Consider the following 14,003-nt stretch of genomic DNA (forward strand, 5'->3'; position numbering starts at 1 on the left):
TCTAAAATTAACATAATACACGTTATACGAAATCGTTTTAATTATTTATTTTAAATCAATAACTTAAAGTGTTTTAATCAGCCCAATCTCAACAGATTGGGCTTTTTCTTCATTTTTAGGTGTTCCACGATCACTATTTGATCAATGTTCCACGGCTTTGATTAGATACCCTGAACAATCCCCTCAGCCATTCGGCAGGAAAAATCGGCTCCAGAAGCCTCTTTTCTCCGGTTCAGGTTCAACATGCTCAGGAACAGGGATACGTTTGATTTCTGGAGTAGTCAATCCGTCATAGTTCGGCTCAGACTCTGACCGAGGATCCGTTGCTATATCCTGGTTAGATTTCTGATCGGTAAACGTAGTCATATTGGCTTTGGGGGCTTCCAGTAAGCGTTGCATAGCTTCAATCTGTTCCTGGTAGAACGATTCGCGTTCTAGTGATTGATTTTCTCTAAGCAATGCCAGGTTTAGCTGTTTTTCCAGTATGTCAACTTGACGTTTGAGCAAGTCAACTTCCGTCAAGTTTTGACTGTTAATTGATTGACTTTGGTTGACACTGGAATCCTTTGTTTGTGGCTCGCCAAAAACTCTCAAGGCTTCTGCAAAGTCAATTAAACCATCAGATCCTTTGGACAGATTTCCTTTATTTATATGAGCATATACGGCTTGTCTTGAATACCCATAGAGCTTGGCCAACTCTGAAACTGACAGTTTTTTCATTATGTAAACCAGGTTTCAATTTGTGTTAATACTTGACTGTCAACTTTACAATGTCAATTGACATCATTTATTGAAAGCCAACTTTTCGAAGTAATGGGGTAAGTTCTTTTAATTTCTTCGGCTCTTTTAGCATATCTGCAATCCGTACAGCAAATTGTTCATAGCTTTCGGTGCCTTGTGAAAGTTTTCCCATTTCTGGAAGCTCTGACAATTTACTTGCAAATGAATAGCGTTGAGCATCTGTTAAAGTGATCGTTATATCTTCTCTTACATCAATACTTTTAGCTGACTTCGTTACTGATTTTTTTTGTTTAAAGCTAAATGAAAAACCTGTAATTGATCTACCCGTCTTATGCTGTTCAACTTTAACAGTAATGTCGGTATGTTCATTTACTTGCTTTAATGCAATGTCCAAGACATATTTTTTAAAGTCATACATCCGTTTGTATTCAGTATCTAGTACACCTATTTTTTGTCTGAAATCAGACAATGTTATAAGAGGCGTTTTTCCTGTACTACGCCATGCAATCAATATCTCATATAACCGAACGGCATAAGCACTTGTTAAATTGCTTATTTGTTGTATTTCATACTTTGTAAATTGTTCTTCTAGTCTTGTAATTAAAGGCACGATAGCGGGAGAAAAAATAAGTCTAACAACCGCTTCATTATCAATATAAGCGACTTCACTTACCCATCTTGACTTGTGATTAATGATGTTGCCTTTTTCACTAAGACTTTGATAACTGAATTGTCTTGAAAATAGATTATCACAAGCATCTTTTAGTGCCTGATAAGCCGTATTTCGATGTACACCAAATTGATTGATATAGCTTTCAGCATGAACAGTTAATGGATCATTAGCATTTATTCCTTTACCTGATTCCCTTGCTTCAACGATAGCTAGAAGAATTAATCGTTGCTCGACTAGATCAAGGTTATAACTAGCATTAATTAATGCATTATCTTTAACTATTAATTCTGTTTTCATATGAAAAGGTTGTATTTTTAATTCAATAAGACGAGGTTATATTATAAGCTCGCTTAATGCAAGGCAAACCTCGTTTTAATGCAAGGCAAACCTCGTTTTAATGCAAGGCAAACCTCGTTTTAATGCAAGGCAAACCTCGTTTTAAAGTCGCTAAGAATCTTATAAATAAAGGCTTTCAGTCTGTCTAAAAGCATTTAAAAACTTTAAAAATAATTAAAAGCCCAGGTCATGAAAAATTGCCCTTGGTTTTCGCTTCGCTCAAACTCTATTGAATCTCGCTTTCGCTCGATTCGTCGGGGCAATTTTTTGGCTCATCTCGTTGTGACTTCAATAAAAAGCAAAAGCATGATGAATTCGCTTCGCTCATAAAGCTTTTTACTCGCTTTGCTCGGTCTGGGTGCATAAGACTACATAAAAATGTAGATTTTCTAGAGCTCAAAGCACTTAAAAGCGGTTTTGCAGGGAGTCTAGGCGCAACTTTTCAGTGTGACGCTCGTAGACACTCGCTCTATATCTACCGGAAGGACTCAAATTGCACGCATACAGATAAAAATGAGCCTTATCTCTTTCAACTCTTCGCATCAGAATCTCAGAAACATACCAGTTCACTCGCTACTTTCTGTCCTTGAACACGCCTGAAAAGTTCATTCATTTATCAGCATCAGTAAAAAAAATTCAAAAACACCACTATTGGAGATTCGTTTTTTTTATTTCTGGTAACGTCAGGTGAATCAGTATTGGAACGCAAGGATACATAGAGACCCCTTTTTTTGCTTCGCTCAAAAATTGGTTCTATGACCTTGTAAGGGGAGACCCCTTAACCCCCAAAAGCAAAAGCAGGCAGGCAAATATGGCAAAAGCAATAAGAGAGAAAAGCTATAAAGTGCGGATGTCATTAGCAGAAGTTGAAACTCTGAAAGAAGCAAACGTTTTGAACATCGCCAAGTTTTTACGAGATTCAGCGTTGAATGCTGTTAATAAAAAAGAGCAAAAAAATTTTTATTCAAAAGTTGATCGTGACTTTGTTCTCGAACTTAGTCGCATCGGCAACAACATCAATCAGATTGCGAAAGCGATTAACACTGATCTTGCAAAAGGCGAGCCGTTTAATGCTGTAAGACTGTTTCACCTGTTGATTGCTATTAATGAGAACCTTGAAGCACTGAGACTGGACTTGAAATGATTGTCGAATTTTTCAGATATGGTGACGGAATTTCAAAAGGGCCGCTTGATTACTTTCTCGGGAAAAAGCGCGACCGTGAGCATGCAAAAATTTTAAGTGGTAATGAGCAAGAAGTTGCAGGACTTATAGACAGTTCGCCTTTTGCAAAAAAATATACGTCCGGATGCCTGAGTTTTTACGAGAGCGATTTATCAGATGAAGCCAAGCGCAAAATCATGGCCGATTTTGAGCACTGTCTTTTTCCAGGCATGAGTTCAGATCAGTACCGTGTCTTGTGGATTGAGCATAAAGACAAGCTAAACGAGGAAACAGGGGAGCGCAGGCTTGAGTTGAATTTCTTGATTCCAAACACTGAAATCCTGACAGGAAACCGGCTACAGCCCTTCTATCATGAGGCCGATATGCCGAGAGTTGATCTGTTTAAGAAGATTATTAACTTTGAGCATCAGTTACATGACCCAGACGATCCGATGTTTCGCCAAGACATCAAAACTAAGAAAAGCCTGCCTAAAAATACCGCAGACATCAAAAGAGTTTTAGATGTAGCAGCAAGAAAACAAATCGAAGGAGGCTTTATTACTGACCGTGAGAGCATGAAAAAGTGGCTCACTGCTCTTGGACTTGAGATCACAGGGGTAAAACCAAACAGCATTTCAATACGTAACCCACATAATGATGACGAAAAAAGCCGACCTATCAGGCTAACAGGTGCGATCTATGAGCAGAATTTTAGATTTGGAGCAGAGGGCGATAGCCTTACAGCAGCAGCGTCAGAACGATATAGAAGAGAAGCTCGAAAGCGTTATAGAGAAAATCTTCAGCGATACGCAGAACAAATTGACTGCAAGATCCGAGAATTTCAGCAGAAGTATCAGCAAAGAGACGCTGAGCTTGAGAAAGCAGGACATGCAAGCCACGAAAGAGCTAGAGACCCAAATCTTGACCAACAAGGAGGCGTTGAAAAACCAGCAGAGCGAAGCAACGAGCGAGATTATCGAGCAGATTACAACAGACAAGAAAACATTGCAGAAAGCACATACACAAGCAATCAACGAGCTTCAGGCAGCCTGCCAGAAGCAAGTCGAGAGCTTAGAGGAGATCTTGCAAGAGTCGAACCGCTTACAAGGAGAGCTAGTACAGGCAGCGAGTTTGAAAAGAACCCTTTTCAAATCGATTTATCCCTTGATCTTGCTAGTCTGTTTTTTAGTTACATGCAGCATCGGAGCAGGGTTTTACTTAAAAAGCCAAAAAGATCACATAGCCGAATTGCACAGCCAAGTGCAAGCCCTGAGACACCAAGGAGGGAGCCTGAAGCTATCGAACTGCGACAGCCGATTATGCGTACAGATAGATCCGAAATCCACGATCTACGAGGGCAATTACAGAATAGTAGCGGAGAAGTAAATGAGTTTAGAAACGCAGTTATTGAAGATCATAGAAGAGCAACAGCAGCAGCTAGAGCAGCAACTGAAGCAGCAGCAAGAAGCCTTGAAGCTCATTCAGGCTCAAGCACGGACTATCGAAGAGCTAGAGAGCTACACAGAGACTTTGAAAGACAGGAACAGCAAGCTAATCGAAAGGAACAATCTGTTAGTGGAGCAGATAACCACATATCAGGGGATAGTGAAAAAGCTATCAGAGCAAACAGTCTCAGAGCATTTTTCAGAGGCTTTACAGAACGAATTGGCGACCGTTTTAAAGACGCATGTGACGAAATTGGTGAGTTCTTTAGACGTACAAGAAGAATTGAGAAGCTTGTTAAGGGAGATTTTGCCGAGCCTGGTGCAAGCAGAAATAGAGAAGCAAACGAAGCCACTGGCGAACCAAATCAGCGAGAGAATGAACTCAGTCGAGCAGTATCAACAAAAGTTAGCGAATTTAATCCAGGATATATCTTCAAGGCTCTAGATGAGTTAGATAAGCGCAAAGAGCTACAAGCAAAGCAACGGGCTGCTGAGCGCAGTTCAGGACTGGATTGTGAAATGTAAAGAGGGATTAATGAAATGAAAGATTTGAATATAAATTTGATGAAAGCCAATATCAGGAAACACATTTTGAAAGGCAGAGGTATTGAGTTCTTTAATATGCAGTTCAACGACTGTAATCAGGTTCTCAAATCCCTCAGTTTCCCCGGTATTCATCCGAGCCAACTCTGTCGAGTAGCTCGGATTATGATGCCTACTTTTAAAGAGGAACCCCCCACGATCAGTAAGTAGTTCTAGGGAGCTTATGACGATGTGGGGTGGACTGAGTCCGTTTTACCCAATCTTCCGGATATTCTTGACTGTAAGAATCATAGTAATGACCTGACCAATATTCCTGATTGTCTTCTTGGTATTCGTGATCTTGAGAAAAGTTGTGGGTGCTTTGTTGCGCTACAGCATGTTGCTGAAGTGTCTTTTCAGCTTTTTTTTCCGCCTGATCTAAAGTCATGAAAATATCGAGCAAGGCTTGGCGTTGTTGATGATTCAGAAGTTTAGCGCTTTCGACAATCAGTTGTTTAGCGAGGTTTTTTGGGATGCATGGGTTTGCATCATTGAATTTAATATGCATAGCAGTTTCCTAGATAAGAGTTTAATTATCTCCATCACTTCTCACGGCAATGGAGGCAACTTAACAGGGGTGAGAATACTGAATCTAGGATCAGCCAGCACGAAGCTGCCCTGCTAAGCTACCATAGGGACTGCTTAACAGTAGGCAAAAAAATAGCCGCAAGTGCGACATTTAATTGCACCTAGATTTTATCAGGTTCTCACGCCTGGACACAGATTTTGCTGCGTTAAAATAAGATTATCCAGTAAAAAGCAGGGCGTCAAGGTCCTAATCAGTAGTTCTTATAAAAACTGAAAAAAATCTAACTAAAAGGTGTCTATAAAATCGTTGGCTATTCAGTTGCTTACATCTGAATTTCGTATATGAGATTTTATGTTAAATAAAAAGACACCTCTTAAAGGTGTCTCTGTGAAGTAACTAACTATTTAAGTAAAAGGTTAATTTTTTGTTTAACCTCAGCTAATTCTTTACTTGTTGCTTGCCCTTTTTTTGTGGCTTTCCGTGCAACCCAATCTAAACTTTTAACTTGATCAGATAAAGCAACGTTAGTTGGATTGCCAGCTATAGAAACTTCAAAAGGGTACTTTTTAATTTGTGTTGTCAGGGGGCAACAAATCAATAAGCTTGTTAGTTTATTGTATGAAGCTGGACTTAGAACTAAAGCTGGTCTATGGCCTGCTTGTTCATGTCCAGCTTGAGGTGTGAAATTAATCCAAATAATGTCACCAGCTTCTGGAACATACTGTTGATTCATTTAGAAAATTTCCTTACCAACCGAATATCCAGTATCTACTTCATTATGCAAATTTTCAGAGGTTATACCTGCTAATAGCTTTTCTAAAGACAGATCTGATTTCTTTTTAATCGGTTTAATAACAATAGATTTATTTTTCATAGATACTTCTACGATACTTTCTGGCTTTAGATTAAGACCATTCAGTAAATCAGCAGGTAAACGCAAAGCTGCACTGTTACCCCATCTTTTAATAGTTAACTCCATCTTGACCACCTACAAGTATATACTAATGTATATACATTAAAGCTTGGTGAGCCGTATGTCAATCTGAGCTAATTGGAGGATCAGTGGGTTAATATTAAGATTAAAAAATATTTTCACATCTAATCATATGTACAAAAAATAATGTAAGACTATGATAGTCAATCTATTATTTTAGCTAGTAAAATTATGAGTTCTATTGAAAGTGAAGATACGCATTACAAAGTAAAAATTGAGCTATTCGAGACAAATTGTTAGAACCCATTCAAAATGTCTATATTCTCACTAATAAAAATGTCTAGTTTATGATGGGTTAACCATCATGGACTGGATATGAAATATAGATGCTGATCACTATGTCTGACAAAGAAATTCAACGTCTTGCTGTTCTGCAAGACGTTCGAGATCAACGTATTACACAAGTCCGTGCTGCTGAAATCCTCAATCTTTCAACCCGTCAAATTACCCGGTTATTACAGAAGCTCAATCAAGATGGTGTTTCAGGTATGGCGCATGCCAGTCGTGGTCAACCTGGCCATCGTCGCCATGATGATTTATTAAAATCAAAATGTCTTTCCATTATTTCTGAACATCTGCTGGGATTTGGACCCACCTTGGCCCATGAGAAGCTCAGCAGCATATTTGACCTGAATATCCCGGTAGAAACGCTTCGGCGCTGGATGACTGCAAATGACCTCTGGATTCCGCGATCCAAGCGCCTTAAACGTCCATATCAGCCACGTTATAATCGGGATTGCTTCGGTGAGCTGATCCAGATTGATGGCTCATATCATGACTGGTTCGAAGGACGCGCTGCTAAGTGCTGTTTATTGGTGTATATCGATGATGCCACTGGAAAGCTGTTACATCTGCGCTTCTGTGAGGCGGAAACGACCTTTGACTACATGCTTTCAACCCGAGCTATTTAAACAGAAACAAGAAATGGCGGCAGAAATTAATCGCATACGAGCAGAGAATAATTACATGCTCTATCGACCTCATTATGAGGCAGAACTGAGTAAACAGAAGCAGTTGGAACAAGAACAGCAGCAAAGACAGGAAAGAACTAGAGGCTATGATGGCCCGAGTTTTTGGTAAGTTTTTTGCCTAGGATCAGTCATACCAGTTTACTGCATAAATTGATTCGCAAATTAAAATTAATGTGACCGCCCTAGTACAATTTATAGAATATGAGGCTATTAATGGCCAATCATAGTTAACGCTACATCAAAGTTTTTTACCATTTGTAAACTAAATTCTAGCACATCTCTATAACTATCTTGTTTGTTAGAGCAAATTAAAAAGATACTTCCATCCTTTAATGCATGTAAGGAAAATAGTTTATTATCTGTCCAAATTAACATCTTTTTAGGTTTTTGCTCATCAATGTAACTTAGGGCAGTACTAGATTCTACAAATAAACTTGATGCACAAGCTGCAGCCTCATCCCCAGAGATTTGACCATGCATTGCTAGAATTAATCCATCAGGATTAGATAAAGCGGCTCCTGAAAAGCCAATGCATTGTTCACATTGACGTAATCCTCTTTCAATATAAACCATTGCTGTTCTTGAAAAATGCTGGGCCATTTAACTCCCCAAATATATCTTGATCATTAGTAATTCAATTGGACTGTTCCCAGTATTTTAGATGTGAGAAAGCTTTATTTTGAAGCTGCCTAAAATGTTTCTGGTCTCATCCCCCAATCAGGTTTGAGAAATATAACTGAGTTTACTATTTTTTGTTACTGAACAGTTCTGACATGCTAATTTACCAATTCTAGTATGGAATCTTACCAAAGACCCCTTTGCAATCTCCGCACCACAATAATCACAGATAGTTGCTTCATCTAAGTGGCACTCTTCATATTTTTCTGTATCAATAAATAAATTACCAATCTGCTTTAGCCAAGCTTGAGATTTTACAATATCTTCCTTAAATTGAAATTCATACATTTCAAGTTCTTTAATTAATATTTGAGGTACTAAATGCTCTTGTAGAGACTGATGCATCAAATCCATTCGATGTTGAAATAAAGATTCCGAAATAACCATCCAATGATGCGAGTTTCTTGGCTGTTCACCTAGATAAATTTGTTCTCCAACAATATTTTCTTTCAAAAAAGCGAATTGTTTGCCAATAATCCGTTCTATTGTTATACGTTCAAAAAAAGGCGCAAGTTGTTTATCTGCATAGACCTTTTTATAAAATGTAGTGAGAATTGTACGTATTTTTTCATCCCCTCCCAGTTGTTCCCATAAAATGGGATTTGGTTTTAGTCTTTCTTGTTTTGCTATAGGAGGCGTTGATAACGGACCTTTAATATAGAAATCATTACCCTCAATATTTAAACCTTTCTGTTCTATCCCGATAATATTATTTGACTGGATTTCAATAGATAATTCTGTTCCCCGATCAGGGTTACTGATAAGCATCCCTAGAGTTGAATACGTCCTAGTCAAATCCATTATCACAATATATTGCCCTGTTTTATAGCTCAATTCCCGATAGGTTTCACAGTCTAATTTCCATGTATGAACTGTGGTTTGTGAAAATGCAGATACAACACATTTTGTCACAATATCTTCACTAGTTTTCATAACTATGTGCATATCTGTTGTGGGAATACATTGGCAAGATAAAAGATAATTTTGCCCTTGATGGGTAGGAGGAAGTTTTTTGCTAGCCGCTTCTGGAATTTCACCTGAAATACATTTCACCATACAGCGGTGACAGACTCCACTTTTGCAAGAGAAATCTATCTGTAATCCCGAGCGTAAAAAACACTCTAAAAGAGTTTCGTTTGGTTTACAAAGAACAGTATGTCCAGAATATTGAATATTAAACATTTCTATACCAATTATTCTATTTACAGAAATTAAAATATTGTCATAAGCAAAAAAGCATTTGCTTATGACACTAATACATAAATTGGTTAGTTATGAAATGCTCTTTCAATTGTTGGTAATGCTAGACGAGCTTTTGTAATCACCATACCTAAATTGGCCCCTTTTCGGCAAACAAAACAAATAACCTCATGCTGGTCTTTTGTACGAATAAAGACATGAATTAAGTTCTCACTATTTACAATAATTTCCTGAAAATAATGATAATTATCTTCATCCATTAAACCACGTGATTTTTTAAAGATCTTTTCAATAGCAACAACATTTGACCCTTGAAATAGATCTGCTGTTGCAGCAGCTAAAAAATCAAAAACCTCTGATGGATGTGAATCAACAGTTTTAATACTTAATATCATACCCGAATTCAAGTCTATGAATCCTGCTGCTAAACAGTCAGGAATACTTGTCATTGCACGTTGTAAAGCATCATCTAAAGACATATTTTTCTCCGTATTTTAACTAATCGAGGAATTAGTTTTGATGTAGGTCTTAATATACTCTGAAAAACTATACAAAAAATTAATTTGTTGCTGAGATTGAATCATTTGATAATTAAGAGATCGAATATAATCTATAGCCTCTTGAGCTGTAGTTCCGATGGGGGCTTTCCATAAATAATAGGCAGCTAACATTGTTCCTGTTCTTCCTAATCCTGCTTTGCAGTGAATAGCAATAATTTTTTGTTCTGTTATTTTTTGATCTAAATTTTGGCAAAACCATTCAGCATCTTTTAATGATGGTACGGACATATCAATAATAGGAAAATGAGAAACATCAATTCCTAGAACTTTTGCTTTCAGTGGATTAAACATTTCTTCAGTTAAAGATATTAATTCAGTAATACCTACACCTTTCAGATAACCTAAATCTAGCATTGTTTCACCTACTATACCTGGGCAAGGTGTTCCAGCCAATCGACCTCGAATTAACCATACAAAACCTTTCGGTCCTCGTGACTGGCTTTTTGCTTCTAGATTGTGATTAAGATAAGAAATTTTTGATGCAGTACATTGATTAATGGGTGGGAAATTATATTTATTTTGATTAAATTTATTATTTTTTAGATTAGTTATGTTTTTAAGATCAAAATTTTCCTGTTCTAATTCTAAGTTATCTAAATCGTGCGCTGAAATTTCAGCACAAGAACCGGTTTTTAAATATTGTTTGGTTAATTCATTTTTAGGGTCATTAAAGAAAGTTTCAGTATTATTCTCTTCTTGAACACACCCATTGGCTAGTAACACTACTCTATTTGCTAATTCTTTTGATCGCTGAATGTGATGAGAAACTATTACTATAGGAACAGTTTTAGATATTTTAATAATTAAATCATGTACTAATATTGCTTCATCATCAGTTAAACCAGCTGTTGGTTCATCTAACATAAGTATCATTGGATTAGATAAAATTGTACAAATAATTGCTAAAATTTTAGATTGATAACGTTCTAGAATAGCAGTTGAATGATTAAGGTTATCTAAAATCCATGCTTGATCGTAATTCTGAGTAATTTTTTTAATAACACTAATTTGTTCTAGTAATCCCAAGTTAGAACGATTAGGAAGGTGAGATAAAATATTTTCTTTAACTGTATTTGTTAAATGAGTTAGCTTTTGTTGAACTAGAGCGGGTTTTTCTAAAGAATTCAATAAATTCTTACCTCGAAATAGAATATGTCCAGAAATTTCTATTTGTGGATTATCATAATTTAAACCTGCTAAAGTTCTTAATAAAGTAGACTTCCCTGTTCCTGATGGTCCCATAATAATTGTGATTTCTTTGTCAAAAATTTCTAGATTTAGTGATCTGAGTATCTTTTTTCCTGATATATACAAGTCAAGATTTGATATTAATAAAATTGGAATTGTATCAATCATACAATTAATCCTCTTTAAGAATTATTTTTGGCAATTTTACCTCCTATTGTAAGCTACTTATTATCATCTTGGTTATCTGACAGGTATTTATACGTCTTTGTTTGCCTATCAACTCTGTCTTCAAAACAAGCCGATGATTCGTATTATGGAAACATCGGCTTAAACAGGATTCGGATTAGGTAATAAAAAAAGCCCGACATTCTGTCGGGCTTTTTCGTATTCGGTTCTAGGTATAACGTCCTGTTGTACCTCACGATCCTTGCGTTAGAACGTAAACATCCATTTTACGTTCCGGAACATCCTGTTCCTGCATGACTTCATCATAAGAAAAATCGCAGTGATGACATAGACGCAATGATCCCTAATTTATGTGATCCTGAGCGTACAGGATTGTTCAAAATTTATCCCAAGGGTTATCCGCAGAAATTGTGGATTCTTTCGGGCATAAAAGGCTTAAAAAATATATGGGATTACTGTTTTTGATTAAAAATTAGACAATTTTATTGGCGAAAGATTCCAGAATTGAGCATAAAAAAGCCGACATGTTTCAGAATCGGCTTTTTTACGGTTTTTGGGTTTTTAAAAATTAGTTAAATTATTGATTTATATTATTTTAACTAAATACATTTCGCATAAGCTCTATTATGTTAAATAATTAAGGATAAAAGCTTTATTACTAAATAGAACAGTTGCTTAAAGCAGTATAGAGTTAAGTTTGCATTTTAATATCAAGTTGTCTTTCAGCACCGATAATCACCATACGAATCCCATTTTCAAAAATGTCATCCGCATTCATATTTTGTAAGGTATTCACTCCTTGGAGCATGAGTGGATATATAGTTGGATCGGCTTCGAATGGTGGGTCTGATCTTATTTCTTCTTGCTGCTCCTCAAGGACCCACCCAACAATAAACCTTCCTAATGTCATAAGTAATGCAACTGCTTCAACAGGAGAAAACCCAGCATGAGATAACAGCGCAACTTGGGCCTCAATCGTGTTGAAATGTCCTTGACTGGGGCTAGTTCTTGCATGTAGACGAGCACCATCACGGTAAGCTAGTAGTGCTCGACGAAAGCTTACAGAATTAGCGAGCAACCAATCTTGCCATGTCATCCCATCGATGGGTAAAGAAACTAAATGGTGTTCATTTATAATGGTTTCCGCCATTGCTTCCATTAACAAGGATTTATTCTTGAAATGCCAATATAGAGTTGGAGATTTAATACCCAATCGTTGAGCTAGCTTGCGTGTGGTTATTGAATCTATGCCTTCTTCATTCAACATATCCAATGCGGTACGCAGGACTATTTCACGTGTCAGACGTTGAGGTGCAATATCTTTTTTACTCATAAATCTATCACTGATAGGGAGTGTGTGAGAGAATATTAATTCTATCATTGCTAGAGAAGGCATTTGTGAAGAAATCATTGAGCGTGATTTTAATCACTATATTTCTGGATGCTGTTGGGATTGGTTTAATTATGCCGATCTTGCCTGAATTATTACGGTCATTGGCTGGAGCTGAAGCAGGCGGTGTTCACTATGGTGCTTTATTAGCTGTGTATGCTCTGATGCAGTTCATTTTTGCACCTATCCTTGGAGCGTTGAGTGACCGATTTGGACGTCGACCTGTATTAATTATTTCAATTGCTGGTGCAACGGCTGATTATCTCCTAATGGCTGCTGCTCCTTCTCTATTGTGGCTATATATTGGTCGTATTTTTGCGGGAATTACAGGTGCCAACATGGCTGTTGCAACAGCTTATGTTTCAGATATTACTCCAGCCCATGAGCGTGCAAAAAGGTTTGGTCTCCTTGGAGCTGTCTTTGGTATTGGGTTTATAGCGGGTCCGGTAATAGGTGGAGTTTTGGGTGAATGGAACTTACATGCACCGTTCTTTGCTGCTGCTTTTATGAATGGGATTAATTTAATAATGACAGCAGTCTTATTAAAAGAATCAAAACACAGCAATAAAATGACTGAGAAGGTTCAGGAGCAATCAATATTAAAGAAATTATCCTATTTGATCACTCAACCTAATATGGCTCCATTGCTTGGTATCTTTTTAATTATCACATTGGTTTCACAAGTCCCCGCAACTTTATGGGTTATCTATGGGCAGGATCGTTATGGCTGGAGTATATTTATTGCAGGTGTTTCCCTTGCTAGTTATGGAATATGCCATTCTATTGCACAGGCTTTTGCTATCGCCCCTATGGTAAAGAGGTTTGGAGAGAAAAATACGTTGTTATGTGGAATAGCTTGCGATGCAATTGGTTTACTTCTTTTATCTATTGCTGTTGAAGAATGGGTGCCTTTTGCGTTGTTACCATTGTTTGCCCTTGGTGGAGTAGCCGTTCCTGCTTTGCAAGCAATGATGTCCAGAGGTATTAGTGATGAAAGACAAGGTGAATTACAAGGGCTATTAAGCAGTTTTAATAGTCTGGGGGCTATAATTGGTCCTGTATTAGTTACTAGCCTCTATTTTATGACTCAGGCATCAGCTCCTGGAATGGTATGGGCATTAGCTGCAATACTTTATGTAATCACCCTACCCTTATTGCTTAAGTATCGCCTGAATAAATATTCTGGAGTTCCATAAAATATTTAATTTATTGGTTTAAAAACTAATGGATTCTATAGTTTATCTAAAATTAACATAATACACGTTATACGAAATCGTTTTAATTATTTATTTTAAATCAATAACTTAAAGTGTTTTAATCAGCCCAATCTCAACAGATTGGGCTTTTTCTTCATTTTTAGGTGTTCCA

The 14,003-nt window shown here is 37.1% G+C and carries 14 protein-coding genes and 2 pseudogenes; 6 read left to right on the forward strand and 10 right to left on the reverse strand.

From position 1 onward, the window contains the following. Positions 1 to 183 precede the first annotated feature (183 nt). Both FTU91_RS13365 and repM read right to left on the reverse strand, forming a co-directional pair. Entirely contained in the window at positions 184 to 720 is a 537-nt protein-coding gene (locus FTU91_RS13365) for a plasmid replication DNA-binding protein (RefSeq protein WP_180082435.1), read from the reverse strand. A gap of 67 nt (positions 721 to 787) precedes the next feature. Continuing rightward, the gene (repM, locus tag FTU91_RS13370; RefSeq protein WP_180082437.1) at positions 788 to 1,711 is read right to left on the reverse strand and encodes a replication initiation protein RepM; all 924 of its coding nucleotides are present in this window, start codon (positions 1,709 to 1,711) and stop codon (positions 788 to 790) included. 850 nt (positions 1,712 to 2,561) lie between these two features. Here repM and mobC point away from each other — a divergent pair. After that, positions 2,562 to 2,894 (forward strand): plasmid mobilization relaxosome protein MobC, encoded by a 333-nt coding sequence (mobC, locus tag FTU91_RS13375; RefSeq protein WP_180082439.1) that lies wholly within the window; start codon positions 2,562 to 2,564, stop codon positions 2,892 to 2,894. Beyond that, a complete protein-coding gene (locus FTU91_RS13380) occupies positions 2,891 to 4,882 on the forward strand; it encodes a relaxase/mobilization nuclease domain-containing protein (RefSeq protein WP_180082442.1) in 1,992 nt (663 codons plus the stop codon). The genes mobC and FTU91_RS13380 overlap by 4 nt, the downstream gene beginning before the upstream one ends. 217 nt (positions 4,883 to 5,099) lie before the next feature. On the opposite strand, the gene FTU91_RS13385 is transcribed toward FTU91_RS13380, so the two are convergent. The 3 genes from FTU91_RS13385 to FTU91_RS13395 all read right to left on the reverse strand — a co-directional run bounded on the left by FTU91_RS13385 (position 5,100) and on the right by FTU91_RS13395 (position 6,447). After that, positions 5,100 to 5,447 (reverse strand): hypothetical protein, encoded by a 348-nt coding sequence (locus FTU91_RS13385; RefSeq protein WP_180082444.1) that lies wholly within the window; start codon positions 5,445 to 5,447, stop codon positions 5,100 to 5,102. A 421-nt stretch (positions 5,448 to 5,868) separates the two neighbouring features. Continuing rightward, positions 5,869 to 6,201: an endoribonuclease MazF gene (gene mazF / locus FTU91_RS13390; RefSeq protein WP_096902828.1), complete on the reverse strand. Its 333-nt coding sequence runs from the start codon at positions 6,199 to 6,201 to the stop codon at positions 5,869 to 5,871. Beyond that, a complete protein-coding gene (locus FTU91_RS13395) occupies positions 6,202 to 6,447 on the reverse strand; it encodes an AbrB/MazE/SpoVT family DNA-binding domain-containing protein (RefSeq protein WP_096902827.1) in 246 nt (81 codons plus the stop codon). A 341-nt stretch (positions 6,448 to 6,788) separates the two neighbouring features. On the opposite strand from FTU91_RS13395, the pseudogene FTU91_RS13400 reads away from it, so the two are divergent. Beyond that, positions 6,789 to 7,367, forward strand: a pseudogene (locus tag FTU91_RS13400) (helix-turn-helix domain-containing protein); the annotation flags it as partial. Beyond that, complete coding sequence (locus tag FTU91_RS13405; RefSeq protein ID WP_180082446.1) at positions 7,342 to 7,542, forward strand: hypothetical protein; 201 nt, start codon at positions 7,342 to 7,344, stop codon at positions 7,540 to 7,542. The pseudogene FTU91_RS13400 and the gene FTU91_RS13405, both read left to right, overlap by 26 nt. A gap of 101 nt (positions 7,543 to 7,643) precedes the next feature. Here the strand turns inward: FTU91_RS13405 and FTU91_RS13410 are convergent, their stop codons facing one another. The 4 genes from FTU91_RS13410 to FTU91_RS13425 form a co-directional block, all read right to left on the reverse strand. Then, positions 7,644 to 8,033 carry a hypothetical protein gene (locus tag FTU91_RS13410; protein WP_180082448.1) on the reverse strand — a complete coding sequence of 130 codons (390 nt, stop codon included), beginning with the start codon at positions 8,031 to 8,033 and terminating at the stop codon, positions 7,644 to 7,646. Between the two features lie 117 nt (positions 8,034 to 8,150). After that, positions 8,151 to 9,293 carry a 2Fe-2S iron-sulfur cluster-binding protein gene (locus FTU91_RS13415; protein WP_180082450.1) on the reverse strand — a complete coding sequence of 381 codons (1,143 nt, stop codon included), beginning with the start codon at positions 9,291 to 9,293 and terminating at the stop codon, positions 8,151 to 8,153. An 86-nt stretch (positions 9,294 to 9,379) separates the two neighbouring features. After that, on the reverse strand, positions 9,380 to 9,790 hold the full coding sequence (locus FTU91_RS13420) for a hypothetical protein (RefSeq protein ID WP_180082452.1): 411 nt from the start codon (positions 9,788 to 9,790) through the stop codon (positions 9,380 to 9,382). A gap of 15 nt (positions 9,791 to 9,805) precedes the next feature. Further along, positions 9,806 to 11,227 (reverse strand): ATP-binding cassette domain-containing protein, encoded by a 1,422-nt coding sequence (locus FTU91_RS13425; RefSeq protein ID WP_180082454.1) that lies wholly within the window; start codon positions 11,225 to 11,227, stop codon positions 9,806 to 9,808. Between the two features lie 70 nt (positions 11,228 to 11,297). On the opposite strand from FTU91_RS13425, the pseudogene FTU91_RS16680 reads away from it, so the two are divergent. Next, positions 11,298 to 11,390, forward strand: a pseudogene (locus FTU91_RS16680) (IS982 family transposase); the annotation flags it as partial. 546 nt (positions 11,391 to 11,936) lie between these two features. Here the strand turns inward: FTU91_RS16680 and FTU91_RS13430 are convergent. Continuing rightward, the gene (locus tag FTU91_RS13430) at positions 11,937 to 12,578 is read right to left on the reverse strand and encodes a TetR/AcrR family transcriptional regulator C-terminal domain-containing protein (protein ID WP_004787586.1); all 642 of its coding nucleotides are present in this window, start codon (positions 12,576 to 12,578) and stop codon (positions 11,937 to 11,939) included. 65 nt (positions 12,579 to 12,643) lie between these two features. Between FTU91_RS13430 and tet(39) the strand changes: the two genes are divergently transcribed. Continuing rightward, a complete protein-coding gene (tet(39), locus tag FTU91_RS13435; protein WP_004856455.1) occupies positions 12,644 to 13,831 on the forward strand; it encodes a tetracycline efflux MFS transporter Tet(39) in 1,188 nt (395 codons plus the stop codon). Positions 13,832 to 14,003: the final 172 nt, after the last annotated feature.

The organism is Acinetobacter sp. YH12201 (genome assembly GCF_013418145.1).
Classification (GTDB): Bacteria; Pseudomonadota; Gammaproteobacteria; order Pseudomonadales; family Moraxellaceae; genus Acinetobacter.

Bases quoted from the DNA above. Each gene is read 5' to 3' on its own strand.
- FTU91_RS13365 (WP_180082435.1), bottom strand. From the start codon at position 720: ATGAAAAAACTGTCAGTTTCAGAGTTGGCCAAGCTCTATGGGTATTCA.
- repM (WP_180082437.1), bottom strand. From the start codon at position 1,711: ATGAAAACAGAATTAATAGTTAAAGATAATGCATTAATTAATGCTAGT.
- mobC (WP_180082439.1), top strand. From the start codon at position 2,562: ATGGCAAAAGCAATAAGAGAGAAAAGCTATAAAGTGCGGATGTCATTA.
- FTU91_RS13380 (WP_180082442.1), top strand. From the start codon at position 2,891: ATGATTGTCGAATTTTTCAGATATGGTGACGGAATTTCAAAAGGGCCG.
- FTU91_RS13385 (WP_180082444.1), bottom strand. From the start codon at position 5,447: ATGCATATTAAATTCAATGATGCAAACCCATGCATCCCAAAAAACCTC.
- mazF (WP_096902828.1), bottom strand. From the start codon at position 6,201: ATGAATCAACAGTATGTTCCAGAAGCTGGTGACATTATTTGGATTAAT.
- FTU91_RS13395 (WP_096902827.1), bottom strand. From the start codon at position 6,447: ATGGAGTTAACTATTAAAAGATGGGGTAACAGTGCAGCTTTGCGTTTA.
- FTU91_RS13410 (WP_180082448.1), bottom strand. From the start codon at position 8,033: ATGGCCCAGCATTTTTCAAGAACAGCAATGGTTTATATTGAAAGAGGA.
- FTU91_RS13415 (WP_180082450.1), bottom strand. From the start codon at position 9,293: ATGTTTAATATTCAATATTCTGGACATACTGTTCTTTGTAAACCAAAC.
- FTU91_RS13420 (WP_180082452.1), bottom strand. From the start codon at position 9,790: ATGTCTTTAGATGATGCTTTACAACGTGCAATGACAAGTATTCCTGAC.
- FTU91_RS13425 (WP_180082454.1), bottom strand. From the start codon at position 11,227: ATGATTGATACAATTCCAATTTTATTAATATCAAATCTTGACTTGTAT.
- FTU91_RS13430 (WP_004787586.1), bottom strand. From the start codon at position 12,578: ATGAGTAAAAAAGATATTGCACCTCAACGTCTGACACGTGAAATAGTC.